This window comes from Enterovibrio paralichthyis, assembly GCF_019209835.1.
GTDB classification, from domain to species: domain Bacteria; phylum Pseudomonadota; class Gammaproteobacteria; order Enterobacterales; family Vibrionaceae; genus Enterovibrio; species Enterovibrio paralichthyis.
This window is the reverse complement of the sequence record NZ_JAHUTS010000010.1, coordinates 46804-73040: the sequence shown is the minus strand read 5'-3', so window position 1 is coordinate 73040 and position 26237 is coordinate 46804. Positions and strand designations below refer to the sequence as shown.

The following is a 26237-nucleotide window of genomic DNA, read 5'->3' as shown; positions in this document are numbered from 1 at the left end:
ACAGTTACCGGCAGGGTGGGACAAATCGGTTTACAGTCTGACGGTTGAATATGTGTCCGAAATACTGGAAAGTACAAATGTCAGGCGATCGGAATAAGTCTGACATTTTGCTGATATTGCAGGTCTAGTATTCAAGGTTATTAAAATCATTGAGATACTGGAGATATCCAAACCGTCTGGCGGCGCAGTTCACCGGCTGTTTGGGCATATACCCCATGAGGAAATTGGGAGAGGTCATGACCTTGAAAGGAAAGCGCGAGAAAGTATCTGCCACGCCGCCTGTGGGCGAGGTTATCAAGCGCGTTTGGGGCAAAATCAACGCATCACTCGCACCTTTGGCCGCGCGCATCAAACCGTACTGGCTATCATTGCCCAAGCTTCACCGCACCGGCGTTACCGTTCTTGGTGTGTTGCTGGTGATCCTGCTGTTGTGGCCTGCCAGCGACAAAGCGCCCGTGAGCGTCAGCAATGAGCGTGTGACCGTGCCGCTGAACGTCACAGCAGACGTCCAGGAAGACACCGCGTTTGAGGACAACAACAATAAGATTATCCAGAACCAGACGGTGGATACCGAGTGGGTCAACTATGAAGTGAAACGCGGCGATACCCTGTCCAATATTTTCCGCGACCAGAATCTTCCGCTGCCGGATCTGTACGCTATCTCTGCCATTGAAGGCAAAGACAAACCACTGAGCCGCATTCAGCCGGGGCAACTGTTACGCTTTAAGCGCAGTCCTGCCGGTGAATTGGATATGTTGCAAATCGAGACTACCGGCAGTGCATCGGTGATCTTCTTCCGCTTGTCTGACGGCAGTTTTGCCCGCCGCGAATAATCGCCTTCCGTTTCTGAAAAGAGCAAACCGGCTGCTTAGGCAGCCGTTTTTCGCATATCGATATGCGGGATCCCATCTTCCAGATACTGCTCTGAAATCTCTTCAAAGCCATGGCGTCGGTAAAATTCACGCAGGTGATATTGCGCCCCGATGGTGATTGGCGCCTGCGGCCAGATGTTATACGCCTGAATAATGGCCTGGCGCACCAGCGCGTTTCCGCAGCCATTGCCACGCTCAGTGCTGGCAGTGACCACACGGCCGATGCTGATCTCCGGGTAAGTGAGACCGGCAGGCAGAATGCGGGCGTAGGCGGTCATTTTGTCATCGCGGTAACCCAGCAAATGGCGGGTTTCCGGATGGGTATCGTGACCATCCAGTTCGGGGTAAGGGCAGTTTTGCTCCACAACGAAAACGTTGGTGCGCAACCGTAACAGGTCATAGAGCTGCCTTGTGGACAGCTGACCGAAAGTCAGGGTTATCCATTGCATGATGTTGTTCCTGAATTTTCTTGGGCTATCTCTGTTAATAGCGCAATAGATCCAAACCAGTCCGATAAGATATAAAAAAACCGCGACCCAGGCCGCGGTTTTTTTGTATCAAATTTGGTTATTTCCACTAATTCAACAATGCATTAACTTATTGTTAATCATTTTGTTAAATCAATTTCGTAAAGCGCGAAGCCGACATCATCAGTGCCACTGCGCGCCATTGGATACTGGCCTTTAGCTTTGATAAATGCCGCCGCTTTCTCGCTTGGTGACGTTTCAAAAACCACCTTCAGATCTGCATTGGTCTTAATCGGGGCAAATGACCAGTTGTTATCGGCGGTTGGGGTTACCACGCCTTTTTCCTTGGTCACTGCACTGATGTAGTTGGCAACCACAGTGCGGTTTTCATCCGGGGATGCAAACGCGATGAAGTCGTTGCCGGTGCCCGGGAATTTACCCAGATACGCGCGGTAGTTGTTGGTAGCAACCAGGAACGGCTGCGCCATATCAACCGGCTTGCCGTTGAAGGTCAGGTTTTTAATACGCTCTGCACCGTCGTTGACCAGGTTACAGTCGCCGTCGTAACGGGCTGGTTGGGTCACGTCTACCTGGTAATTCACACCGTCAATCACGTCGAAGTTGTAGGTGCGGAAACCGTCCCAGTTAATGAGGGACTGCGGTGCGTCAGAAATCGGATCGATTTGGTTGAACTGACCTGCGCTACATTCCAGCCACTCTTTCACTTCCTTACCGGTCACTTTCAGTGTTACCAGGGTGTTCGGGTACAGGTATAAATCTGCGGCGTTGCGGAAAGTCAGCTCGCCGGATTCCACTTCGGTGAAGTTTGCCGGGTCGTTTTTACGGCCACCGGCTTTGAATGGCGCAGCTGCAGACAGGACAGGAATGCCTTCCAGATCCGGATCGCCCTGGATGAAGCGCTCAACATAGTCTTTCTGCGCCAGGTTGACGATTTGTACCGTCGGGTCGTCCTGAACCAGTGACAGGAAGCTGTACATGACATCATTGGCTTTACCGATTGGCTGGTTCACGAACTCGCGGGTGGCGTGGTGGTCGTCTTCCAGTGCTTTGCGCATTTCTGCGTCCGGCTCGGCCAGCGATTTGCCGTCAAAGATTGGGCGCGCTTCACTTTGAACCGGAGTCACGACCCACTCGTCACCTTGTTTGTCGAGTTGCAGATCCATCACACCCACATGGCTGCCCCAGCGGCCTGGCATCACAGCCGCAACGCCTTTGATGGTGCCTTTCTCGTTGTCGACGCCTTGGATGTTGTCAAAGCCCTTACCTGGGAAGACCGCGTGAGAGTGGCCGAAAGCAATCGCATCAATGCCTTCTACATCCGCAAGGTAGTAGACCGAGTTTTCAGCCATGGCCTTGTACTCGTCTTGCGACAGGCCGGAGTGTGGAACCGCAACAATCACGTCAGCGCCTTTGGCTTTCATTTCCGGTACCAGCTTTTCAGCCGCTGCCTTGATGTCTTCGGCGATCACTTTGCCGTCGAGGTTCTTCTTGTCCCACACCAAGATTTGAGGCGGTACGAAACCGATATAACCGACTTTTACCAGGTGCGCTTTACCATCGGTGTCCGTGAACGTGTGCTCTTTGATGATGTATGGCTGGAAGTAATGCTCGCCGGTGTTGGCATCCAGCACGTTGGCTGAGATATACGGGAATTTTGCCCCTTCCAGGGTGATATCCAGAAAATCCAGGCCGTAGTTGAATTCGTGGTTACCGATGTTACCCACGTCGTAATCGAGCAGGTTCATGGCTTTGTAAACAGGGTGAACTTCCCCTTCCTCAATACCACGGTCAGCCATGTAGTCACCCATTGGGCTGCCCTGGATCAGGTCGCCGTTGTCGACCAGCACGCTGTTTTCCACTTCATCCTGTGCGGCTTTTACCAGGGTTGCTGTGCGCACCAGACCGATTTTCTCGCTCGGCTTGTCTTTGTAGTAATCGTAATCCATCACATTGGTGTGAATGTCAGTGGTTTCGATAATACGCAGCTTGATGGTGTCGGCCATCGCAGGGCCTGCCATGGTCAGCATACCTGCAAGCACAGCAAGTGATAGTGGACGGGCTGAAAGTGTCATGAGTCTCTCCGGAAAGGGCGTAATGTCTGCCTATTTTGCATATTCATAGCTGCAAAAGATGACATTTCATCGATAAGTGTGATCTTTAGCTGATTGTTGCGGTTCGCAACGGATGCCCCGTCACGAAAGGTGTTCACAAGATAAACAGACAACGCAGAACACTCTCATATCCATAAAGTTATAAAAAATGAAATTTTAGAATTTCAAGTAATAACATCGACTCTCTATAGTGACCCTCAATGGATTGAAAGGGCTCTCACTATGGATTACTTGCCAATTTTCGCAAAGCTGGAAGGACGTGCCTGTCTGGTTGTCGGCGGCGGTGAAGTTGCATGGCGCAAAGCGCGCATGCTGATGAAAGCCGGTGCGTCTGTCACTCTGGTCTCTCCCGAAGCAGACAAAGACGTGCAGGAAGCTGCGGATAACCGTGAGCTGGTGTGGCTGAAAGAAAGCTTCAGGCCTGAACACCTCGACAGCGTGTTTTTGGCGATTGCGGCGACGGACAACCCACTGGTCAATGAGCTGGTTTCGAAAGCCGCGGATGCGCGTCGTGTGCTGGCAAACGTGGTGGATGACACCCCGAAGTGCAGCTTTATTGTTCCCTCAATCGTTGACCGCAGCCCGATTGTGATTGCCATTTCTTCGGCCGGAAAAGCGCCGGTGCTGGCGCGTCTGCTGCGTGAAAAACTCGAATCCCTTGTTCCTTCCCATGTTGGCCGAATGGCGACATTGGCAGGGGAATTCCGCGACACCCTGAAAGAAAAAGTCACCACCCTGACCGGACGCCGCAAATTTTGGGAAATGGCGTTTGACGGCCGTTTCGCCTCGCTGGTCGCGGCAGGCGATGAAAAAGGCGCAAAGGATGAGCTGGAAAAGCTGACTTCCGGTGTATCGCTGCAAGGCGAAGTGGCATTGATTGGCGCAGGCCCCGGTGACCCGGGTCTTTTGACCCTGCGCGCGTTGCAGTTGATGCAGCAGGCCGACGTGGTGCTTTACGACTATCTGGTCTCTGACGAGATCATGGAGCTGTGCCGCCGTGATGCCGAGCTGATTTGCGTCGGCAAACGCGCAAGCTTTCACAGCGTCTCGCAGGAAGAAACCAACGCCATGCTGGTGGAGCACGCTCTTAAGGGTAAACGTGTGGTGCGTCTTAAAGGCGGTGACCCATTCATGTTTGGTCGTGGCGGTGAAGAGCTGCAGGTGTTGCACGAAGCAGGCGTACCCTTTCAGGTCGTGCCGGGTATTACGGCGGCCGCCGGTGCAACAGCGTATGCCGGTATTCCACTGACCCACCGCGACTACGCGCAAACGGCGATGTTCATTACCGGACACCTTAAGAAGGAAGACGACAGTTTCCGCTGGGCGACGCTGGCACGTGGCCGCCAGACGCTGGTGATTTACATGGGACTGATGAAAAGCGGTCATATCCAGCAGCAATTAATCCAGCACGGACGTGACCCTCAAACGCCGGTCGCCATCATAGAAAACGGCACACGTGCTGATCAGAAAATCTACAAAGGCAAACTCAATGAGCTGGAATCACTGGCCGAGGGTGTAGGTTCTCCTGCACTGATCGTGGTCGGCGAAGTGGTGCAACTCGCAGACCAGCTGAGCTGGTTTGGAAAGCAATCATTCGAAACGGTAGGTGAAGCTCACACACCTTCCGTGGTTAATTTAGGCTAAGGAAAGTAAAAGAATGGAAGCCAAAACCCTGACCCACCTCAAACAGCTTGAGGCAGAAAGTATCCACATCATTCGTGAAGTGGCGGCGGAATTCGATAACCCGGTGATGATGTATTCCATCGGGAAAGACAGCTCCGTGATGCTGCATCTGGCACGAAAAGCCTTTTATCCGGGCAAAATTCCGTTTCCGCTTCTGCATGTCGACACCGACTGGAAGTTCAAGGAAATGATCAAGTTCCGCGACGAAACCGCCAAAAAATACGGCTTTGAGCTGCTGGTTCACAAAAACCCGGAAGGGCTGGCAGCAGGTATCAACCCGTTTGACCACGGTTCGTCCAAGCATACCGATATCATGAAAACCCAGGGCTTGAAGCAGGCGCTGAACAAATACGGTTTTGACGCCGCGTTTGGCGGTGCCCGCCGTGACGAAGAAAAAAGCCGCGCCAAAGAGCGTGTCTACAGCTTCCGTGACAAGAACCATGTGTGGGATCCAAAGAACCAGCGCCCTGAGCTTTGGCACACCTACAACGGCCAGGTGAATAAGGGTGAAAGCATCCGTGTTTTCCCGCTGTCGAACTGGACGGAGCTGGATATCTGGCAATACATCTACCTCGAAGGCATCGATATCGTACCGCTGTACTTGTCAGACGTGCGTCCAGTAGTGGAACGTGACGGCATGCTGATCATGGTCGACGACGACCGCATGAAACTGCGCGAAGGCGAGAAAATCGAGCACAAGAGCGTGCGTTTCCGCACTCTGGGCTGTTACCCACTAACCGGCGCGGTGGAGTCGGAAGCCAACACCCTGACCGGCATCATCGAAGAGATGCTGGTGGCGACGTCGAGTGAGCGTCAGGGAAGAGCGATCGACCACGATCAGTCCGGCTCCATGGAATTGAAGAAACGTCAGGGCTATTTCTAAGGGATTAATGATGAACAGTGTGATTGAACAACAAGTTGCTGAGCTTGGCATTGAAGCTTATCTGGAGCAGCACCAGAACAAATCCCTGCTGCGTTTCCTGACCTGTGGCTCGGTGGATGACGGGAAAAGTACCCTGATCGGCCGTCTGCTGCATGATTCAAAACAAATTTATGAAGATCAATTGGCCGCGATCCACGCGGACAGCCAGAAAGTGGGCACCACCGGCGAAAAACCGGATTTGGCCCTGCTGGTTGATGGTCTTCAGGCCGAGCGTGAGCAGGGAATCACCATTGATGTGGCGTACCGCTATTTCTCGACCAAAAAGCGTAAGTTCATCATTGCGGACACGCCAGGACACGAGCAGTACACCCGCAACATGGCCACCGGTGCGTCGACCTGTGATCTGGCGGTGATCCTGATTGATGCGCGTAAAGGCGTACTGGATCAGACCCGTCGCCACTCGTTTATCGCCAGTTCTTTGGGAATCCGCCATTTCTTGGTCGCGGTGAACAAGATGGATCTGGTCGGTTTTGAGCAATCGCGGTTTGAAGCGATCCGTGATGAGTATCTGGCGTTTGCCGAAAAGCTTAATGCTGACATCGACATCAAGCTGGTGCCGCTCTCTGCGCTGGAAGGCGACAACGTGGTGGATCGCAGTGCACACACCCCTTGGTATGAAGGTGAAACCCTTCTGACCCTGCTGGAGGATGTGAATGTCACCGCGGAGAAAGATAAGCGTGCCTTCCGCTTCCCGGTGCAGTATGTGAATCGCCCAAATCTCGATTTCCGTGGCTTTGCCGGCACCATCGCAGGTGGCGAAGTGCGTCCAGGGGATGCTATCAAGGTGCTGCCATCCGGCAAGACCTCCAAAGTGGCACGCATTGTGACCTTTGACGGCGATCTGGACTATGCCCACGCCGGTCAGGCTGTGACGATTACCCTGACTGACGAGATCGATATCAGCCGTGGCGATCTGATTGTCCCGGCACAAGACACACAAAAGGCGACCAGCAAACTGGCAGCGCGCATTGTGTGGATGGCAGAGCAGCCGCTGGAAGTAGGGCGCCAGTACGACATTAAAGTGGCGGGCAAGAAAACCGTCGGTGCAGTTAGCAAGATCCGCCATCAGGTGGATATCAACTCACTGGCTGCGTTTGAGACAGATAACCTGCCCCTGAACGGTATTGCCGAGTGTGAAGTGGAACTGATTGAATCGGTGCCGCTGGATGTGTACACCGACTGCCCGGATACCGGTGGTTTTATCCTGATTGACCGCTTGACCAATGTCACTGTTGGGGCAGGGATGATCAGCGAGTTGTTGGAAGAAACCGCGGTGCAATCTGCCGGGACGGATATCTCTGCGTTTGAGCTTGAACTCAACGCGCTGGTTCGCAAGCATTTCCCACACTGGAATGCGCGCGACATCAGTAAGCTGCTGGGGTAACACCCATGAGCTGGGATCAGTCTCTGGTCTTGGGGTTGCTGCTGGCAGTCGTGGCAGGTTTGGTGTTTACCAAAATCAAACCTGTCGTGCTTTTCGCCGGTGCAGCGTTCATTGCATTCCAGTCTGGACTTATCTCGGTCGAGGTGATGGCAGGGAATTTCACCAACAGCTCCCTGCTGACGCTGGTATTGCTGGTACTGGCTTCCGCTGCCCTTGAGAAAACCCGCCTGGTCAGTTTTGTCAGTGGTCAGCTTGCCAGCGGACGCCTGGGCACTGTGGTGGCAAAGCTTGGTCTTTCTACCGCGTTTCTCAGTTCGTTCACCAACAACACGGCGGTGGTGGTTTCCCTGATTGGCGCGGTGAAACGTAACCGCCGCCATGCACCTTCGCGTTTGCTTATCCCACTTTCTTACGCTGCGATTCTGGGTGGTACCCTGACCCTGATTGGCACCTCGACAAACCTTATCATCAATAGTTTTGTCGAAAGTGCGGGTCTGCCTGCACTGAGTTTCTTCGCGCCATCCACCATTGGCCTGGCTGTACTGGCCGGTGGCCTTCTGGTGTTGATCCCGTTTTGCTACCTGTTGCCCAACTACGATGATGACAGTGTTGATGACCTGCCATACGTACTGGAAGCTGAAGTGAAACGTGGCTCGCCACTGGCCGGAAATTCCGTGTCGGAAAATGGCCTGCGGGCGCTGCGCCGCCTGTTTCTTGCGGAAATTGTCCGTAACGGCGAGCTGATTGCGCCGGTCTGCCCGGACACTGTCTTGCGTGAAGGGGACAAGCTGCAGTTTTGCGGCGATGTGGAAAGCGTGGCGACCTTGCAGGAAATCGACGGCCTAGAGCTGTTCGGTCAGCACCATATCAATGGTCAGAACCTGCTTGAAGTGGTGGTGAGCCATAGTGCGTCGATTCTGGGCAAGACACTCAAAGAAGCCAAGTTCCGTGAAAACTTCGACGCCGTGGTGGTGGCTATTCGCCGCGGCCATGAAAAGCTTGAAGGCGGCCTCGGCAACATTACTCTGCTGGCTGGCGACACTCTGGTGATTGTGCCCGGAAAAGGGTTTGCTAAGGAGCAGCAGCGCATGGAGCGCGAGTTTGTGCTGGTCAATGGCCTGGATTCCAGCGTCCGTCTCGACAGTAAACTGAGTACCTGGGTGCTCGCTGGGTTTGCCGCTGTGATTGGCGCGGCATTGATGGAATGGCTGCCGCTGTTAAATGGCCTTGCCGCCTACCTGATGGTGCTGTTGCTCACTGGCGTGGTGAATCTGGGTGAGCTTAAGCGCCGCTTTCCGGTGGAGATTGTGGTGATTGTCGGCAGCGCCCTGAGTCTGGCACAGTTGATGATCCAATCCGGTCTTTCGGCGCAAATGGGTGAGCTGTTTATGACGTGGTTCAACGGCTGGGGTGTTTATGGGGCATTGATTGCGACCTACCTGCTGACGTTGATCCTCACTGAGCTTGTGACCAATAATGCCGCGGCTGCACTGGCGTTTCCATTTGGATATAGCCTCGCTCTCAGTTATGGCGTAGATCCTATGCCCTTTATTATGGCAGTCTTGTTTGGTGCCAGCGCGAGCTTTATTTCGCCTTACGGTTACCAGACCAATCTTTTGGTCTACAGTGTGGGTAACTATCAATTGATGGATTACCTGCGTATCGGTTTGCCATTGTCTGTGGTTTATTCCGCGCTGGTATTGGGGCTTATCCCCCTGTTTTTCCCTTTTTAACTTTTTGCTCCATCGCTGGGTGGGGTAACACAAGGATGACGTTATGAGTGCTGCGGATATGCCGCATCCGGATGAAAATGTGGTGTGGCATCGCCACGCCATCGATAAAGAGTTCCGTGCCGAACAGAAAAAACAGCGTCCGGCACTGCTGTGGTTTACCGGTCTGTCTGGCTCTGGCAAATCAACCGTAGCCGGGGCGCTGGAAAGTGCCTTGTCAGGTCTTGGCTACCACACTTACCTGCTCGACGGTGACAATGTGCGCCATGGTCTGTGCCGTGATTTGGGATTTTCAGATCAGGATCGCCGCGAAAACATCCGTCGGGTCGGTGAAGTGGCAAAACTAATGAATGATGCAGGGCTGATTGTGCTGTCAGCCTTCATCTCGCCTTTTCGTGAGGAGCGCCAGTTGGTGCGCGATCTGTTGCCGGAAGGCGAGTTTTTCGAAGTGTTTGTCGATACGCCGCTCGATGTGTGTGAATCACGCGATCCGAAAGGCTTGTACAAGAAAGCACGCGCCGGGGAAATCAAAGCGTTCACCGGAATAAGCTCAGCCTATGAAGCACCTGAAGCGCCGGAAGTGCACCTGCACACGGCAGAAGGCTCGGTGGATGCCATGGTTGGGCAGTGCCTTGATGCACTCAAAAAAGCGGGTGTGATTGCCTGATCACCCCTTTCCAATAAAAAGGCTGGCAGCGGGTTGCCAGCCTTTTTTGTTTTGTCACACCGTTTCGTTTACGGTTGAGCCAACATCACTTTCCACCACAAATGCCCGCGACAGCAAGGCGACCAGGGCATCGAGATATTCAGGGTGCGCTTTTTGTCCCACCAGCTTAGCCAGCTCGTTGCCCGTCGGGCTAAACCGGTAGTAGTAAATCCGCGTGCCTTTGCGAAATGGCGTCAGCATAAAGGTTTTGCCCTGGCCGGTCAGCGGCAGCGCTGAAGGAGGATCCAGCAGGCCTGACTCCAATTCCGTTCTCAATATGAGTCCCAAATCCATCAGCAACATGAGATCGGTAAAGGGCAGCTTAAAACTTCCCAATGCCAGCCTCTCGGCGATATCCGGTTTGAAGTAGCGCTTCATCCCGCTTTCCGGTTTGCGGAATCCGGTGATCAGCTTGTTACTGCCATCACCGCCAAATGCGCATGCGAGGGCACAGGCGCGCTGCAAAGCCTGGGCTTCACGCTGGGTCATGGTTTCCAGCAGGGAGAGGGCTTTGAGTGAGGTGCTGCCGGGTTTGATGATTTCCTGCTTGAGGATCCTTGCCCATAGATTTTGCATGCCATCGCCATAGATGCTCTTCGCCATCTCGAAAAAACGGTAAAGCCAGTCCGGATCCGGAGAGCTGGCGGTTTCATCCCGGCAAAGATCGTGGGCGATTTTGATGATCTGTTCGAGGTTGGCCTGTTGCTGCTGTTTGATTTCCAGTTGCCGGTAAGCGGCGCGGGTGGTCAGGGTATCGTGCTCAATATCGTGCAATTTCGCATCAATATGGTGCGCGGCAGCGATGGCAGCCAGGCGGTGTTGGCTGGATTTAATGTGGTTTTCCTGTTGTGTGCCGGAATGGCTGTTTTTTTTCGTCGCTGTCGCGTCTTCGCTGCCAGCTTCAATCACAACGGGTTTGTTCGGATCGGCCATAGACATTCCGTTTAAAAGTTAACGTGATGTTTTCGCAACGGTTTGGTGAAATTGGCACACAATCAGCTATGTTAAAATAAGATTAAATTTGTTAACATTTAATGATATTTAGCAGGCCAAGGAGGGAGGTTTCACCATGAAGCGGTTCAAAATGAACTCTGTGAATGTCCTGCTTGTTGCCTTTTACATTGCAGCGTTGCTCTATTTATCCCAGTTTATCGGCTAGTTAGCGCTGAATGTTTAATAAAAACCCGCACGAAGCGGGTTTTTGTGTTTCAGGCAGTGAGGAAGATCACTGTGTCAGCTTATTAATCAGATCAATCACCTGAGCAATTTCGTCCTGTGACAGCGCGCCTTCTTTCACAAACTGCGCTTTACCGTCTTTGTTCAGCACGATAATCGCCGAGCTTTCTTCTTTCAGGTTCCAGGCATTGGCGGCACGGCCGTCAGCATCCAGCACCAGAGATGACCAGCTGAATTCTTTCTTGCTGTCTTCTGCTGAGGATTTCACGAAGCCACCGGTTCCCCAGATAGCATCATCCTGGTTGATGATGGTGGTGGTCTGGTATTTATCGCGTGGCGGGTTGGCTGCCAGAATCGCATCCATCAAAGGTGCGTTCATTTCTTTCGCGCTGCTGCGGCCTGCAATGGCCTGAATGACACGGACTTTACCTGGCAACAGGTCGGTGTCCCAGGCCTGGTAGGCAATCTTGTCACCGTTAAGGATCAGTTCGCCATATTTTTCAACGGAAACCTCAGGCAGTGCCTGGCCGTTGGTGATGTTGTTCGCTGAGGCAAAGGTGGAAATGAGAGCGGTTGCCAGCGCAAGAGTTTTAATGCGACGCATACGTGAATGGTTCCTGTTCTTGATTATGTTGTTTTAATGCGCAACCCAATGAAGTTCATCGTCTTTACTGGGCTACAGCTAAGACTATAGCCGATGCGCCGGTGTCCTCTGTATCAATAACTGGCCCAACCACTCAAATTTGACAGTAAATCCCTGGCTGAAAAATTCATTGGTGAGACACGTGATGCAGGTTTTGTAAGGCGTGTATTTTTGACTACGCTTAGTTTCGGGATAGGAGAAAAGGGGAATTTTTGCGCCCAATAATGGTCTGAGATTTTATGGTGCAAATTCCGAACACTTGGCATTTTGATTGCATTGCATAAATGTCAGCCGGTTGCGAAAGCGACGGTTTGCGATGCAGATCTTTTATCTTTGACATGGAAGGAGTTCAGCAAATGTTGCGCATTTTTCACCAATACCGTCCTCGTCAGGTCGCTCGATACGTTAAAGGCTTTTTCCGCGGTCGCATTTACATTGATGGCATCGGTGCATTTGAATTTGATGGCGGAAGGTTGTTGCCACCTGGAAGCAGGGACAGGCGCGCACTCGCCGTGATGACTGAAGTAAATAACGAAATTAAAGCCATGGCTGCCGCGGCCTGATCAGGCGGATATGAACAAAGAAAAACGCCCGTGTGATGACGGGCGTTTTTGTTTTTCTGGGGTTAACGCTCCCAAGGCGGCAGGCAAACCCCGGTACCGCCTAGCCCACAGTAGCCATTCGGATTTTTGTACAGGTACTGTTGGTGGTAGGTTTCCGCAAAATAGTAAGGCCCTGCCGGGGCGATTTCCGTGGTGATATCACTGGGTTTTCCTGCAGCAATCAACGCTGCCCGGTAAGCATCACGGCTCGCAATCGCTGCTTCTTTCTGCGCTTCGTCGAAATAATAAATGGCAGAACGGTACTGAGTGCCGACGTCATTGCCCTGACGCATCCCCTGTGTTGGGTCGTGGCGCTGCCAGAATTCAGTCAAGATAGCATTCAGCGAGGTACGGCTTGGGTCAAAGACCACCTGCACCACTTCAGCATGGCCGGTTTGGGCGGTACATACGTCCTGATAGGTTGGGTTTACCGTAAAACCGCCGCTGTAACCCACGGAGGTGGAGGTGACGCCTTCAAGTTGCCAGAACAGCCGCTCAGCTCCCCAAAAACAGCCCATTCCGAACAGGATTTGAGCCTGTCCCTCAGGCGCGGCTTTCGCTAAAAGCGTACCGAAAATGGCATGGGATTCAGCCGGCACGATTTGAGTCGCTCTGTCAGGCAGCGCTTCAGTAGCTGTGATGGATTGTTGCTTTTTCGTCAACATGTTGCGACTCCTTGTCGTACTTGAGATTTTGGCTACCTGACTGCAAAGGCAAGGCAATTATTACCCTCTATGCAGCAAGATGCGTCACAATAAGAACGTGAAAGCACACTTTAACTTTCACGGGAAAGTGATGGCGAACCATGCGCCGTCACCGACAAAATCTGTGTTAAGGTAAGGCACATTTTCAGGTATTGAAGCACATTTGCAACAGAACAATAGAGGCTGATGACAGTCATACTGTTCACGGAATAAAGCGAAAACGGATTCTCCTTGCGAGATAAAGCATACGGTTGATGAGAACGAAAAGATTAATACCTTGGGCGCTCTGTGCTGCGGTCGTGTTGCCCACGGGCGCCTTTGCTGATGTAAGTTTTGACATCAAGGGAATTGACGGCGAGCTTGAGAAAAATGTCGCTATTTATCTCGCTGCAATACCCGCAAGCGATCGCCGTCTCACGTTCCGGTTTCAATCCCGCGTCAAAGACGAAGTTGAGAAAGCAATGCAGGCGCTGGGGTATTTTGCCCCTGTTATCAAGTATTCCATTGAAGATGAGAAAGCCAAAGATGATGCCACCGTGGTGCTGGATATCACCCCCGGCGAACCGGTGCGTATCAAGCAGGTTGATATCCAGCTGACTGGCGATGCTTTGCATGACAAAGCGTTTGCGAAATTGCTGGCAACGGCGCCTAAGGTGGGGGATGTCCTCAATCAAGGCCAATATGATTCGCTGAAATCTGCCATTCAGAGCCTGGCTGTACGTCGCGGTTACTTTGATGCGGACTACACTCTGAGCCGCCTGGAAGTGGCGCCGGGGCTCAATGAAGCCTTTATCCGTCTCTATTTCAACAGCGGTATGCGCTACCACTTCGGCGACGTTTATTACCACAATAGCCAGATCAATGAAGATCGGCTCAATACCATGCTGACTTTCAAAGAGGGCGACCCCTATCTGGTGTCAGATTTGGGGGCGTTTAACCAGGCGCTGTCCAATACCGGCTGGTTTTCCTCTGTACTGGTGGAAGCGGGGGTGGATGATCTTCGTGATGGCAGGGTGCCGATTTCCGTGAACCTTGAACCGGCGGCGCGCAACCAGTTTGAAACCGGTATCGGCTATTCAACTGACACGGGACCCCGGGTAAAAATCGGCTGGAAAAAGCCCTGGTTCAACAGCCGGGGGCACAGTCTCAATACGGATCTCTATATTTCCAAGCCCAAGCAGACGCTGGAGTCGACCTACAAGATCCCGCTGGAAGATGTTCAGCGCGAGTACTATCAGGTTCAGGTGGGTTTGGAAAACCTCGACAATAACGATACCCAGAGTCTGGAGTGGACGTCGTCCATTTCCCGTCACTGGAAGTTCGATACCGGCTGGCAACGCGCTGTGTATGTGCGCTGGCTCTATTCTGACTACACCCAGGGCAATGTGTCCGACATCTCCAACCTTGTCCTGCCGGGTGTGAACTTCTCCCGGGTGCGCAGCCGCGGCGGTGCGATGCCGTCCTGGGGGGACAAACAGTCCATCACTTTTGAAGCGGGCGATCCGGCACTGCTGTCAGATATTTCTATTTTCCGTGTGGTGGGACAAACCGCGTGGATCCGCAGTCTTAACGACAATAACCGCTTCTTCACCCGTTTGAATGCCGGTGGCATATTTACCAGCGATTTTGAGCGGGTGCCGCCGTCACTGCGTTTCTTTGCCGGGGGTGATAACAGTATCCGGGGTTACAGTTACGAGTCGATTTCACCGCTGGACAGCAGTGGGCAACTCGAAGGCGGTGCCTATCTCACCACGGGAACGCTGGAATACAATTACCGCCTGACCGGTAACTGGTGGGGCGCGGTGTTTACCGATGCTGGCGATGCCTGGACAAGCAGCACACCGGAGTGGAAAACCTCGGTTGGCGTGGGTATCCGCTGGGAATCACCGGTAGGGCCAATCCGTTTTGACATTGCCCATGGCTTTGAAAATACCTCTGATGATTTCATGATCCACTTTAGTCTGGGGCCCGAGTTGTAATGCGTTGGCTCAACCGTTTTGCGTTTTTCCTTATCTTTTTATCTTTACTGCTTGTTCTGGCAGTGGGGACATTTTTACTTACGCCCGCAGGCGTGAAGATCGCAGTCTGGGGTGCACAGAAAGCCCTGCCTGAGCTGAAAATTGAAGGCAGCCGCGGCGCATTGCTTAATGGATTCACCCTGGATGGCGTAGCGTTTTCGATGGACGGCGTGGCGGTGGAAGGGCGTTCACTGTCGCTTGATATTAACAGCCGATGCCTGAGTGGTCCGGCGCTGTGTATCGAATCTCTGACCGGTGATGGCGTGCGTGTCACGGTGGAAGATACCGGCCCCTCGCCAGAGTCGCCGCCATCTGAACCTGTGACTGAAATCAAAACCCCTATTCCAGTCTTTCTCAACGGCGTGGCGCTGCATGATATTTCCCTCGATATTATGGGCACTAAAGTACACTGGGACAGCCTTACCACAGCCGCGCAAATGCGCAGCAATACGCTGACGCTGAAACCGACGGTGTGGCAGGGGATTAAGCTGGAACTGCCGCCAAGCAAAGATGCACCGGCAGAGCCCGCTCCTGAGCCGAAAAGTGATGAACCGATCGCCCTGCCGACGGTAAACATCCCGCTCAATGTGGTGATTGAAGGATTCACCCTCAAAGACGCAGAGCTGCTTTTGCCTGAGCGTCAGGTGATCCATGAATTCGTCCTTAAAGGCAAAGCCGGTGGCAGTCAGGTCGCACTGCAGCAGGTTTTACTGGACGCTGAGCAAGGCAAAGTCGCCCTCAATGGCGAGATAGAGCTGGATGGGAATTATCCGCTCAAAGCCAAAGCCGTGGCGGATATCCGTATGGCACCGCTGAATGGCCAAAAGCTGACGCTGGATACCCGTGGCGACCTTCGCGATTTGTCATTGGATGCAGATTTACAAGGCGTATTGCAGGCCGTGCTGAGCGGCAAGCTGGACGTGCTGGATCCTAACCTTCCTTTTGACGCGACCTTAACTGCCAAACACCTGCAATGGCCGGTCGATACCGAGGCTGATTACACCCTCTCTTCCTCTGAACTGGCCGCGAAGGGGAGCCTCAAAGCCTACACGGCGACGCTGAAAACCCAGGCGTCGGGCAAAGATATCCCGGCGATGAGCCTTGATACCGGTCTGGAAGGTGATCTGTCCTACATCGGCTTAAACAACCTGGTGCTGGATACCCTAGGCGGACGGATTGAAGGTGATGCCAATGTGGACTGGTCTAAGGCGCTGACCTGGCGCACCAATCTTAATTTCACGGATATCCAGCCTGGTCTGCAGTGGCCGGAAGCCGAAGGCAGTCTGTCAGGCAAGGTGGAGAACAGCGGTGGCCTGACGGATAGAGGCGGCTGGTATGTGGCAGTGCCTGCGCTGGACGTTAACGGCAACATCCGCAATCAGGCCCTTGAGCTTCGCGGGCAGGTGGATGCGTCTGACCGAGAGGGCAAAGGGGATTTGTTGCTGGAGACCAACGGCTTATTGCTCAGCCATGGTCCGAATCAGGTGACGGTCAAAGGCCAGGTCGATAAAGCGCTCAAGCTCGATGTGGCGTTGAATCTGCCCAAGATGTCTGCTTCCTTGCCCGGCGCGAAAGGGTCAATCAAAGGCAACGTCGCACTGACCGGTACGGTAGAAAAACCGACAGCAGCACTGACTCTGGCAGCCAAATCCCTGCGTTGGGAAGAGCTGGTATCTGTTGGCAGCGTTAATATCCGCGGCTCCGTGACCCCGTTCCCTCTGGTCGGTGGTGGTCTTATCGTGGATGTGAATGATATCAGTGCCGAAGGCGTTGATATCTCCTCGTTGGCATTGCGGGCCTCGGGGGATGAAGGCGACCAGACGGTATCACTTCAGGTCAAAGGTAAACCTGTGGGGGCAGACCTTTCTGTACGCGGCCGATTTGACCGTGAACAAGGCTGGAAAGGAGCGCTGTATGCATCGTCTCTCACCACGCCGGTTGGCCCATGGAAGCTGGTCGATGATGTGCCTATCAATGTCGATATCAAAACCAGTGAAGTGGATGTCGGCGCATTTTGCTGGGCACAGAACCAGAGCCGTGCCTGTCTGGACAAACCGGTCAAGGTGACGGACAAAGGCCAGGCGCAGGTCTCAATTGATAAATTCAACCTTGATATCCTGCAGTCATTCCTGCCTATCACGACCACGATATCCGGCAGCCTGAATGCCAATGCCAGCATTGGATGGAAACCCAATGCGCTGCCGACAGTTAATGCTACCGTTACCTTGCCAAAAGGGCAGGTTACCGAGCAACTGGATGCGCCGCTGGTGATTGGCTGGAACAATGTCTATCTGAACACGGTACTGGCGGATGACAAGCTGACAGCCAAGCTGCTGCTGGATCTGACTGACAATGGCAACGTGACACTGGATGCGGTGATGAGCAACCTGTCAGGCAAAAACCGTCCCCTGCAGAGCACCTTCGGTATCAACAAGATCAATCTGGATATGCTGGCTTCCGCGTTGGGAGAGGACAGCAAGCTAACCGGTGTGCTGGACGGGAATGTCTCGCTCAATGGCGACGTAAGCGCGCCAACCGCCAACGGCAAGATTGTGCTGTCCGGTCTCAGCCTGCAAAGCCTGGATGCGCCGATTGAAGTGCGAGAGGGGCAGGTAACGCTGGCTTTCAATGGCACCAACGGCAAGATTGACGGTGACATTAAAACCCCGGATGGCGACCTCATGCTGACCGGCGCTGCTGACTGGCAAAAACTGGATGCCTGGCTGGCGTCGCTGAATGTGAAGGGACAGCGCCTCAAGGTAGTGGTACCTCCGATGGTGGCATTGGAGGTCAGCCCGGATATGACCCTGAACGCATCGCCGGACAGAGTGAATGTACAAGGGAATGTTGATGTGCCTTGGGGACGTATCGTGGTGGACAAGCTGCCGGATTCGGCGGTTCAGGTATCAAGCGATGTCGTTATCCTCAACAACGAATTGAAACCGGTCACGCCGCCGTCGTCGACACCGCTTAACCTCAACGCCAATATTTCCGTCAATATCGGGGATGATGTGCGACTAGAAGCTTTTGGCCTGAAAACCCTGCTGGTGGGTAAACTGGATGTGGCCAGCAACAGCCGGGGCCCGAGCGTAAACGGTGATATCAATCTGCAAGACGGTACCTATCGATCATTCGGTCAGGATCTGGTGATCAAGAAAGGCCAGATCTTGTTCAATGGCCCACCGGAGCAGCCGTATCTGCAGGTCGAGGCGATCCGCAATCCGAACGCCATTGAAGATGGTGTGGAGGCGGGGATCCGGGTAACCGGTCCTGCTGATGCACCGGAAGTGAGTGTGTTTTCCGACCCGGCGATGCCACAGGCAAACGCTCTGTCCTACCTGGTGCGCGGGCGCAACCTCGACAGCGAATCTGACGGTAATGCCATGACCTCGATGCTGATCGGCCTGGGGCTGGCACAAAGCGGCAAGCTGGTGGGCGAGTTGGGCGAAGCGTTCGGCGTGCAGGACTTGTCGCTGGACACCTCCGGCAGCGGAGGTGACGAGAAAGTGGAAGTGTCGGGTTATATTTTGCCGGGTCTGCAGGTGAAATACGGTGTGGGGATCTTTACCAGCCTGCCAGAATTTACTGTCCGCTATCGCCTGCTGAAAAACCTCTATCTGGAGGCGGTTTCTGGTGCGGACAATGCGGTCGATCTGCTGTACCAGTTCAGTATCAAGTAAACCGCTTTAAACAAAATAGCCCGGGATCTTCGCCGGGCTTTCCTTTTTCAGGGTTGCAGGGCTTACTCTTCGTCGGGGAAGTTTTCGAGGAACTCTTCCACCTTGTTCACCATGTTGGTTGAGCCGACAAAGAAAGGCACGCGCTGGTGCAGCTCGACAGGTTTGATATCCATAATACGACGCGCACCGTCAGAAGCCTTCCCACCGGCCTGCTCGATGATAAAGGCCATCGGGTTGCACTCGTAAAGCAGGCGGAGTTTACCGCTTGGGTATGCTGCAGTGCTCGGGTAGAGGTACATGCCGCCTTTCAGCATATTGCGGTGAAAATCTGACACCAGTGAGCCGATGTAGCGCGAGGTGTAAGGGCGATTTTCTTCCGGCACATTCTCCTGGCAGTACTTGATGTACTTTTTCACCCCCAGAGGGAAGCGGATATAGTTGCCTTCGTTGATGGAATAAATGGTGCCATCTTCCGGGATGCGCATGTTTTCGTGTGACAGGCAAAACGCACCGATGGATGGGTCGTAGGTAAAACCGTGCACGCCGTTACCTGTGGTGTAAACCAACATGGTGGAGGAGCCGTAGATAATGTAGCCGGCGGCGACCTGCTGGTTTCCTGGCTGGAGGAAGTCTTCAATCGTGGCGGGCTGGCCTATCGGTGACACGCGGCGGTAGATAGAAAAAATGGTGCCGACAGAGACATTCACATCAATGTTGGATGAACCATCGAGGGGATCCATCAAGATCACGTACTTGGCGTTGTGACCAAGTTCAGTGTCAAAGATCACGGCCTCGTCTTCTTCTTCACTGGCCACACCACATACCTGATCGCGGGCGGCCATGGCTGCTTTGAATTTCTCGTTGGCGTAAACGTCGAGTTTTTGTTGTTCTTCTCCCTGAACGTTTTCGCTGCCAAAGGCACCGGTGATATCCGCCAGTCCGGCTTTGTTGATCTCGCGGTTAACGATTTTGGCAGCCAAGCGGATAGAGGACAGCAACGAGCTTAACTCGCCGCTGGCGTGCGGGTACTCATGTTGCTTTTCAACAATGAATTCGCCGAGGGTACGCATATCTGACATTTCAGATCCTTTTGATGTCTATGGTTCAATTCTTGGGTAAGATGCTGGAAAACAAAGTCGCAAGCGGTGCGGCGCCGGTGATTTATTCAAGCAGGCGGTGCCGGAAAAATAACTTTGTCTCCACGGTGACAAGCAACGCTAGGGCGGGCAAAAGTCCGCTATTTACGCGCGCTGGAAATCAACCTGTTACAAAGTTTATAGCGCATAACTTTTTATTCGTATCGAAGTAATTTGGACATGTCGGGAAGTGTGAGCAAAACACCTTCTTCCGACAAAAGTCACGTTTCACAGCTGACGGAACCTTATGCATATTCACATTTTAGGGATTTGCGGCACCTTTATGGGTGGTGCAGCCATTCTGGCAAGACAGCTCGGCCACAAGGTGACCGGTTGTGACGCCAACGTTTACCCGCCAATGAGCACGCTGCTGGAATCTCAAGGCATTGAGATCATTCAGGGTTATGACCCATCCCAGCTTGATCCCGCACCGGATCTGGTAGTGATCGGCAATGCGATGAGCCGAGGCAACCCTTGCGTGGAATACGTACTGAACAATAACCTCAATTACACTTCTGGCCCGCAGTGGCTGCTGGACTTCCTGCTCAAAGATCGCTGGGTGCTGGCGGTAGCAGGGACTCATGGCAAAACCACCACAGCCAGTATGCTGGCATGGGTGCTGGAAGATTGCGGCTACCAGCCTGGCTTTTTGATTGGCGGTGTACCGGGGAATTTCGGCGTGTCGGCGAGACTAGGCGAAACCATGTTTTTCGTGGTGGAAGCCGACGAATATGACAGTGCTTTTTTCGATAAGCGTTCGAAGTTTGTTCACTACCACCCGCGCACACTGATCCTCAATAACCTCGAATTCGATCATGCCGATATCTTTGATGATCTGGATGCTATCAAGCGCCAGTTCCATCATTTAGTGCGCACAGTGCCGGGCATTGGTCGCATCATTGCGCCGTCGGGCGATGCTAACCTGGCGGATACCCTGAAAATGGGCTGCTGGAGTGAACTGGAATTTGCCGGTGAAGACGGTATCTGGAAAGCGGATAAACAAACCGCTGATGGCAGTGTGTTTGCCGTGTCGTTCAATGGTGAAAAGGTGGGTACTGTAAACTGGGAGCTGGTGGGGGATCACAACGTCAGCAACGCCCTGATGACCATTGCTGCTGCGCGCCATGTCGGCGTGACGCCGGATTTGGCCTGTGAAGCGCTGGGACGCTTTATTAACACCAAGCGCCGTCTTGAGCACAAAGGTGATTTCAACGGTGTGACGGTTTACGACGATTTTGCCCATCATCCGACGGCGATCAAAACCACGCTGGAAGGACTGCGCGCCAAAGTGGGTGAACGCCGCATTCTGGCGGTGCTGGAGCCTCGTTCCAACACCATGAAACTGGGCGTGCACAAAGATGATATTGCACCGTCTCTGGACACAGCGGATGTGGTCATGCTGTTCCAGCCGGACAACATCAAATGGTCAGTCAAAGAGGTGGCGCAGGCATGTAAAGCGCCGGCACAGACCTATGATGAGATTGATGCGCTGGTGGCAGGTATTGCCGGTGAAGCGCGTGAAGATGACGTTATACTGGTGATGAGTAACGGCGGTTTCGGCGGTATTCATGACAAACTGAAAGCGGCACTGGAACAAGGTAAATAGGGACAGCATGGCACATCGCGACAACGACAAACGTATCACACTGGCCTGGAGCGGTGCTTCGGGTGCGCCTTATGGACTGCGTTTGCTGGAATGCCTGCTGGCGGCGGACTACGAAGTGTTTCTGCTGGTTTCCTCTGCGGCGCGTGTGGTGCTGGCAACTGAACACGGCCTTAAGCTTCCGTCAGGGCCGGATGCAGCGAAAGCCGCGTTGGTTGAACACCTGAATGCACCCACGGATAAACTGGTGGTGTGCGGCAAGGAAGACTGGTTCTCTCCGGTAGCTTCAGGCTCTGCAGCGCCGAAGAAAATGGTGGTGTGTCCTTGCTCGGCCGGTTCGCTGGCAGCGATTGCTCATGGTATGTCGGACAATCTCGCTGAGCGTGCAGCAGATGTGGTACTCAAAGAGCGCGGCCAGCTGGTGCTGGTGGTGCGTGAAACGCCGTTTTCGACCCTGCACCTTGAGAACATGCTTAAGTTGTCGCAAATGGGCGTGACCATTATGCCCGCTGCGCCGGGTTTTTATCACCAGCCGACATCCATCGAGGATCTGGTCGACTTTATGGTGGCGCGAATTCTTGATCACCTGGGGATCGAGCAGGTGCTGGTGCCTCGCTGGGGTTATGATCAGCGTGATACAAAATAAAAAATGGGCGGTGATGACACCGCCCATTTTTTTAACTGAAACCTAAAGGTTAGCCCTGGGGCTTCATGATCAGGACGCTCACTTTTGATTGCTCCAGGACTTTGGATGCCACAGAGCCAATGATGAGCTTATTGGCTTTTGATCGCTTGTGGCTTGGCATGACAATCAAATCACAGCCCAGCGCTTCTGCCGTTTTCACGATCGCTTTGTAAGGCTTACCTTCCGCTACCGAAATGTCATACGCCACGCCGTGTGGCACCATTCGCTCAGCAAATGCCTTGAGGTTGTTTTTCACATCCTGCTTCATTTTCCGTGCAGCATCTTCCGGGAAGTAAGATTGCACCATGGAATTATGAATACCCGGTAGGGCAGTCAGAAGGTGCAAGGTAGCACCTGTTTGCCCTGACAGCCAAACCGCGTGCTCAACCGCTTTGTCAGCGAAACTTTCATCATTCAAATCAACAGGGACCAGAATGTGTTTATACATGTCGTCTACTCTCTTTGGTGGTAGTGACCAGGGCTTGCGCCCCGGGCTGTTTACGCGGTTTGTTGTTTCTCTCTGTTAGCACGGCGGCGTTGGTTCCACGCCATGGCAGCCAACAGCAGCAGGGTTGGCACAAATACCCACTCTTTCGCTGGGCGCTCGGCTGGCGTACTTACCTGAACAACCTCCCAGTCAAAGTCGATACCGGCGTCCGATGCTGGGCTTCCCCACTGCACCATATCAACCACCTGAGCGCCATCTTCATCGCGAAGTTCCAAGCCGGTTGAAAGGACACGCGCCAAGCCTTCCGCCTCTTTGTAGTCAATAGGCAGGTGAACATGCTTGGTCACCAAGTCGCCGTCAATGGTTTCACCGCGAACCTGTAGGTTAAGCGTTTGACCATTTGGCAGTTTTTCTGCCACTTCAATGATAGACGAGCCTGGGTAATCATTGGTGGGTGGATACACCTGATCCCACCAGTAACCGGGACGGAACAGTGAGAATGTGATCAGCAGCATAAGCAGCGTTTCCCACCATGTATTTCGGGTAAACCACCATCCTTGTGTCGCCGAAGAGAACACCAGCATGGCGATCACGGCTGAACCTATCGTCAGCAGAAGATGCACAGGGCCTTCAATGTCCATCAACAGCAACTGGGTGTTGAAGATAAACATAAACGGCAGGATGGCGGTACGGATATCGTAGGTAAAACCCTGAATACCAGTTTTGATCGGATCGGACTTGGCAATCGCGGCGGCGGCAAACGCTGCCAGACCGACTGGCGGGGTATCATCCGCCAGAATACCGAAGTAAAACACGAAAAGATGCACAGCAATCAATGGGATGATCAGGCCTTCCTGCGCGCCCAGTGTCACGATTACCGGGGCCATCAGGGTGGATACCACGATGTAATTTGCGGTGGTTGGCAACCCCATACCCAGAATCAAACTGATGATGGCAGTGAACAGCAACATCAGCATGATGTTACCGCCGGAGATGAACTCAACGAAATCTGTCATCACCAAGCCGATACCGGTCAGGGTAACTACACCCACCACGATACCTGCAGCAGCCGTCGCCACACCGATACCAATCATGTTACGCGCGCCAGCAACGAAGCCTTCAGCCAAGTCGACGAAACCATTTTTGATTTCTTCGCCGAAATTCGATTCACCATGGAAGAAAGCAAACAGCGGGCGCTGAGTGATGACAATGAACATCATAAACAAGGTTGCCCAGAATGCGGACAGCCCCGGTGAGAAGCGCTCAACCATCAGACACCAAACCAAGACCACAATCGGCAGTAGGTAGTAGAGACCTGAGCGCGCGGTTGGACCTGGGTCTGGTAACTCTGAAAGGTCTGTGTCAGCGGGATCTTCTACCGCTTCTTTTTTGTACTGCGCCGAATAACGGACCAATGCGACATAGGCAATAAAGATGGCGACTGCAATGATTGGGCTTGCTGCAGCGCCAAACACATCTTTGGTCCAGCCAATACCATAGTAAACAGCCAGGCTGAGTACACAAATACCAATCACAATGACTACAAAGCTCATCAGAGACTGCAGGAAAGTCGAGGTGTGACGACGGGGAAGCCCAGTCATCCCAGCCTTACACGCTTCCAGGTGGACAATATAGATGAGGGCGATATAGGAAATGAGCGCTGGCAGGATCGCTGCTTTAATCACTTCGATATAAGGAATGCCCACGTATTCCACCATCAGGAAAGCTGCTGCACCCATAATAGGCGGGGTCAACTGACCGTTAGTGGACGCAGCTACTTCAACGGCGCCCGCTTTGGTGCCGGGGAAACCAACTCGCTTCATCAGGGGAATGGTGAACACCCCAGTAGTGACCACGTTTGCAATGGAAGAGCCTGAAATCAATCCTGAAAGGCCTGACGCTACCACCGCTGCCTTTGCAGGGCCACCACGCATATGACCAAGCAATGAGAAAGCGACTTTGATGAAGTAGCCCCCTGCGCCTGCGCGATCCAGCAAAGCGCCAAAAAGCACAAACAGGAAAACAAATGAGGTAGATACACCCAGGGCAACACCGAACACACCTTCCGTTGTCAGCCACATGTGGGACATGGTTTTGTTCAAGCTGGCGCCTTTGTGCGCAATCACGTCAGGCATGTAGGGGCCGGCGAAGGTGTACACCAGAAACACCAGTGCGACCACCATCAGCGGCGGACCTAACGCGCGCCGTGTGGCTTCAAGCAGCAAAATCATCCCCGTAACAGAGACAATAATGTCCATCTGAGTTGGCGCACCAGCGCGTCCTGCCAATTCAGCATAAAACAGGAACAGGTAGCCAGCGGCAAAGCTTCCGGCTAAAGCAAACAACCAATCCTGAAGGGGGATATGGTCGCGCGGTGAACTTTTCAGGGCTGGGTAGGCTGTAAATGCCAGAAAGATGGCAAATGCCAAGTGAATGGATCGTGCTTCGGTATCATTGAGCGCGACGGTAAAGGGAGAGGCATACCAAAGCTGGAAAATAGACCAGCATAGTGGAACAAACCAAAGGATTTTACCCGGTATACCAGACGGAGCACGGGCTCCGGTGTCCGCTTGAGCGACAATGTCCTGCGCTTCTTGCGGTGTCTCGGTCGTCTTCGTCATGCCATTGTCCTTTAATCGGCAAGTAAAAGTGTAAAAAGACCTGACATCGGATGTAAACAATCCGCATTGTGCGGATAAAGTAGGGCGGTGTACGAAGTATCACCTGATTTTCATCTTCTGAGGGTCTAAGTCGCGAATAGTTGTCCGTTAAGACTCGGTTTATTTTGTTAAAATTGGATGTATCAATCGCGAATGATAACAAATTATTTTCCAAAATTTAAAACTGGTGAAACCTTTTGTCATGGTTTTTCGCTGTGATTTGTGGGCGATAAGAAGATAAAAACCAGAAACTCTTAATTATGAGAGGATATTTTGTGCCACGCTCCAGGAATTGGATAAACAAACAGGCAGGCTGCTTAGGAAAGCGGCCTGCCTGTTGTGGCATTACGAAAGGTAAGGGCTTAGCGGCTGTAATCGAACAGTCCGCACACCGCGTCAAACAGGCGTGCTGTGGTGGTTGAGCGGGTTGGGGTGATGAAAATTGTGTCGTCACCGGCCACAACACCCAAAATGCCTTCAGCCTTACCCAGTGAGTCCAGCAGGCGGGCAATCAGTTGTGCAGCACCTGGGCCTGTGTGGATCACAACCAGAGCATCGTTGTAATCGATGTCCATCACCAATTCTTTCAGCGGGCTGCTGGTTGTCGGGACACCAAGCTCAACCGGCAGGCAGTAGACCATTTCCATTTTGGCATTGCGGGTACGCACTGCGCCAAATTTGGTCAGCATGCGGGAGACTTTTGACTGGTTGATGTTGTCGAAGCCCTGCGCTTTCAGAGCATCTACAATTTCACCCTGTGAGCTGAATTTCTCTTCTTTTAGGATGGCTTTAAATGCCTTCACTAACTGATCTTGTTTATCTGAATTGCGCATATTTCTTATTTCTTCCCCGTGTCAGGATGGCGCATTCTTGCATAGTGATTCAGTCGTGGGCAATAAAATCAGCGGTAAAGTGACGCACCTATCACCTTTCAACAGGGGCAGAATGCCTCGACGGGAAAAATG

General features: G+C 53.1%; 20 protein-coding genes. 11 read left to right on the top strand and 9 right to left on the bottom strand.

The annotated features are described in order from the left end of the window. Positions 1 to 236: 236 nt before the first annotated feature. On the top strand, positions 237 to 833 hold the full coding sequence (locus tag KU854_RS13445; protein WP_218359019.1) for a LysM-like peptidoglycan-binding domain-containing protein: 597 nt from the start codon (positions 237 to 239) through the stop codon (positions 831 to 833). Positions 834 to 868: 35 nt separating this feature from the next. Here KU854_RS13445 and KU854_RS13440 read toward each other — a convergent pair whose 3' ends face one another. Together KU854_RS13440 and cpdB are read right to left on the bottom strand one after the other, a co-directional pair. Then, positions 869 to 1321 (bottom strand): GNAT family N-acetyltransferase, encoded by a 453-nt coding sequence (locus KU854_RS13440; protein WP_218359018.1) that lies wholly within the window; start codon positions 1319 to 1321, stop codon positions 869 to 871. A 158-nt stretch (positions 1322 to 1479) separates the two neighbouring features. Continuing rightward, positions 1480 to 3432, bottom strand: a complete 1953-nt coding sequence (gene cpdB, locus KU854_RS13435) for a 2',3'-cyclic-nucleotide 2'-phosphodiesterase (RefSeq protein ID WP_218359017.1) — start codon at positions 3430 to 3432, stop codon at positions 1480 to 1482. A 261-nt stretch (positions 3433 to 3693) separates the two neighbouring features. Here cpdB and cysG point away from each other — a divergent pair, with 261 nt between their 5' ends. From cysG to cysC, 5 genes are read left to right on the top strand one after another with little or no spacing between them, the layout of a single operon-like run. Further along, a complete protein-coding gene (cysG, locus tag KU854_RS13430; protein ID WP_218359016.1) occupies positions 3694 to 5115 on the top strand; it encodes a siroheme synthase CysG in 1422 nt (473 codons plus the stop codon). 13 nt (positions 5116 to 5128) lie between these two features. Further along, on the top strand, positions 5129 to 6037 hold the full coding sequence (gene cysD, locus KU854_RS13425; RefSeq protein ID WP_218359015.1) for a sulfate adenylyltransferase subunit CysD: 909 nt from the start codon (positions 5129 to 5131) through the stop codon (positions 6035 to 6037). Positions 6038 to 6047: 10 nt separating this feature from the next. After that, positions 6048 to 7481 (top strand): sulfate adenylyltransferase subunit CysN, encoded by a 1434-nt coding sequence (gene cysN, locus KU854_RS13420; protein ID WP_218359014.1) that lies wholly within the window; start codon positions 6048 to 6050, stop codon positions 7479 to 7481. A 5-nt stretch (positions 7482 to 7486) separates the two neighbouring features. Further along, positions 7487 to 9214, top strand: a complete 1728-nt coding sequence (locus KU854_RS13415) for an SLC13 family permease (RefSeq protein WP_218359013.1) — start codon at positions 7487 to 7489, stop codon at positions 9212 to 9214. Between the two features lie 43 nt (positions 9215 to 9257). Next, a complete protein-coding gene (gene cysC, locus KU854_RS13410) occupies positions 9258 to 9878 on the top strand; it encodes an adenylyl-sulfate kinase (protein ID WP_218359012.1) in 621 nt (206 codons plus the stop codon). Between the two features lie 54 nt (positions 9879 to 9932). Here the strand turns inward: cysC and KU854_RS13405 are convergent, their stop codons facing one another. Continuing rightward, positions 9933 to 10850 (bottom strand): TIGR03899 family protein, encoded by a 918-nt coding sequence (locus KU854_RS13405; protein WP_218359011.1) that lies wholly within the window; start codon positions 10848 to 10850, stop codon positions 9933 to 9935. Between the two features lie 292 nt (positions 10851 to 11142). After that, positions 11143 to 11697 carry a YtfJ family protein gene (locus KU854_RS13400; protein WP_218359010.1) on the bottom strand — a complete coding sequence of 185 codons (555 nt, stop codon included), beginning with the start codon at positions 11695 to 11697 and terminating at the stop codon, positions 11143 to 11145. 395 nt (positions 11698 to 12092) lie between these two features. On the opposite strand from KU854_RS13400, the gene KU854_RS13395 reads away from it, so the two are divergent. Beyond that, positions 12093 to 12299, top strand: a complete 207-nt coding sequence (locus KU854_RS13395; protein WP_218359009.1) for a DUF1107 domain-containing protein — start codon at positions 12093 to 12095, stop codon at positions 12297 to 12299. Positions 12300 to 12361: 62 nt separating this feature from the next. Here the strand turns inward: KU854_RS13395 and msrA are convergent, their stop codons facing one another. Then, a complete protein-coding gene (msrA, locus tag KU854_RS13390; RefSeq protein WP_218359095.1) occupies positions 12362 to 13000 on the bottom strand; it encodes a peptide-methionine (S)-S-oxide reductase MsrA in 639 nt (212 codons plus the stop codon). Between the two features lie 296 nt (positions 13001 to 13296). Between msrA and tamA the strand changes: the two genes are divergently transcribed. Together tamA and tamB are read left to right on the top strand one after the other, a co-directional pair. Further along, positions 13297 to 15021, top strand: a complete 1725-nt coding sequence (gene tamA / locus KU854_RS13385; RefSeq protein WP_218359008.1) for an autotransporter assembly complex protein TamA — start codon at positions 13297 to 13299, stop codon at positions 15019 to 15021. After that, positions 15021 to 18740 carry an autotransporter assembly complex protein TamB gene (gene tamB / locus KU854_RS13380; RefSeq protein WP_218359007.1) on the top strand — a complete coding sequence of 1240 codons (3720 nt, stop codon included), beginning with the start codon at positions 15021 to 15023 and terminating at the stop codon, positions 18738 to 18740. Before tamA ends, tamB begins: the two co-directional genes overlap by 1 nt. 62 nt (positions 18741 to 18802) lie before the next feature. On the opposite strand, the gene fbp is transcribed toward tamB, so the two are convergent. Next, a complete protein-coding gene (gene fbp / locus KU854_RS13375) occupies positions 18803 to 19810 on the bottom strand; it encodes a class 1 fructose-bisphosphatase (RefSeq protein WP_218359094.1) in 1008 nt (335 codons plus the stop codon). Between the two features lie 313 nt (positions 19811 to 20123). Between fbp and mpl the strand changes: the two genes are divergently transcribed. Further along, entirely contained in the window at positions 20124 to 21482 is a 1359-nt protein-coding gene (gene mpl, locus KU854_RS13370; protein ID WP_218359006.1) for a UDP-N-acetylmuramate:L-alanyl-gamma-D-glutamyl-meso-diaminopimelate ligase, read from the top strand. Positions 21483 to 21489: 7 nt separating this feature from the next. After that, positions 21490 to 22125 carry a flavin prenyltransferase UbiX gene (locus KU854_RS13365; protein WP_218359005.1) on the top strand — a complete coding sequence of 212 codons (636 nt, stop codon included), beginning with the start codon at positions 21490 to 21492 and terminating at the stop codon, positions 22123 to 22125. Between the two features lie 49 nt (positions 22126 to 22174). Here KU854_RS13365 and KU854_RS13360 read toward each other — a convergent pair whose 3' ends face one another. The 3 genes from KU854_RS13360 to argR form a co-directional block, all read right to left on the bottom strand. Then, the gene (locus tag KU854_RS13360) at positions 22175 to 22612 is read right to left on the bottom strand and encodes a universal stress protein (RefSeq protein ID WP_218359004.1); all 438 of its coding nucleotides are present in this window, start codon (positions 22610 to 22612) and stop codon (positions 22175 to 22177) included. Positions 22613 to 22662: 50 nt separating this feature from the next. After that, entirely contained in the window at positions 22663 to 25233 is a 2571-nt protein-coding gene (locus tag KU854_RS13355) for a TRAP transporter permease (RefSeq protein WP_218359003.1), read from the bottom strand. Positions 25234 to 25634: 401 nt separating this feature from the next. Further along, positions 25635 to 26105 (bottom strand): transcriptional regulator ArgR, encoded by a 471-nt coding sequence (argR, locus tag KU854_RS13350; RefSeq protein ID WP_218359002.1) that lies wholly within the window; start codon positions 26103 to 26105, stop codon positions 25635 to 25637. Positions 26106 to 26237 lie beyond the last annotated feature (132 nt).

Excerpts from the sequence above, each read along its gene's own strand:
- KU854_RS13445 (WP_218359019.1), top strand. The coding sequence starts at position 237 with ATGACCTTGAAAGGAAAGCGCGAGAAAGTATCTGCCACGCCGCCTGTG.
- KU854_RS13440 (WP_218359018.1), bottom strand. The coding sequence starts at position 1,321 with ATGCAATGGATAACCCTGACTTTCGGTCAGCTGTCCACAAGGCAGCTC.
- cpdB (WP_218359017.1), bottom strand. The coding sequence starts at position 3,432 with ATGACACTTTCAGCCCGTCCACTATCACTTGCTGTGCTTGCAGGTATG.
- cysG (WP_218359016.1), top strand. The coding sequence starts at position 3,694 with ATGGATTACTTGCCAATTTTCGCAAAGCTGGAAGGACGTGCCTGTCTG.
- cysD (WP_218359015.1), top strand. The coding sequence starts at position 5,129 with ATGGAAGCCAAAACCCTGACCCACCTCAAACAGCTTGAGGCAGAAAGT.
- cysN (WP_218359014.1), top strand. The coding sequence starts at position 6,048 with ATGAACAGTGTGATTGAACAACAAGTTGCTGAGCTTGGCATTGAAGCT.
- KU854_RS13415 (WP_218359013.1), top strand. The coding sequence starts at position 7,487 with ATGAGCTGGGATCAGTCTCTGGTCTTGGGGTTGCTGCTGGCAGTCGTG.
- cysC (WP_218359012.1), top strand. The coding sequence starts at position 9,258 with ATGAGTGCTGCGGATATGCCGCATCCGGATGAAAATGTGGTGTGGCAT.
- KU854_RS13405 (WP_218359011.1), bottom strand. The coding sequence starts at position 10,850 with ATGGCCGATCCGAACAAACCCGTTGTGATTGAAGCTGGCAGCGAAGAC.
- KU854_RS13400 (WP_218359010.1), bottom strand. The coding sequence starts at position 11,697 with ATGCGTCGCATTAAAACTCTTGCGCTGGCAACCGCTCTCATTTCCACC.
- KU854_RS13395 (WP_218359009.1), top strand. The coding sequence starts at position 12,093 with ATGTTGCGCATTTTTCACCAATACCGTCCTCGTCAGGTCGCTCGATAC.
- tamA (WP_218359008.1), top strand. The coding sequence starts at position 13,297 with ATGAGAACGAAAAGATTAATACCTTGGGCGCTCTGTGCTGCGGTCGTG.
- tamB (WP_218359007.1), top strand. The coding sequence starts at position 15,021 with ATGCGTTGGCTCAACCGTTTTGCGTTTTTCCTTATCTTTTTATCTTTA.
- fbp (WP_218359094.1), bottom strand. The coding sequence starts at position 19,810 with ATGCGTACCCTCGGCGAATTCATTGTTGAAAAGCAACATGAGTACCCG.
- mpl (WP_218359006.1), top strand. The coding sequence starts at position 20,124 with ATGCATATTCACATTTTAGGGATTTGCGGCACCTTTATGGGTGGTGCA.
- KU854_RS13365 (WP_218359005.1), top strand. The coding sequence starts at position 21,490 with ATGGCACATCGCGACAACGACAAACGTATCACACTGGCCTGGAGCGGT.
- KU854_RS13360 (WP_218359004.1), bottom strand. The coding sequence starts at position 22,612 with ATGTATAAACACATTCTGGTCCCTGTTGATTTGAATGATGAAAGTTTC.
- KU854_RS13355 (WP_218359003.1), bottom strand. The coding sequence starts at position 25,233 with ATGACGAAGACGACCGAGACACCGCAAGAAGCGCAGGACATTGTCGCT.
- argR (WP_218359002.1), bottom strand. The coding sequence starts at position 26,105 with ATGCGCAATTCAGATAAACAAGATCAGTTAGTGAAGGCATTTAAAGCC.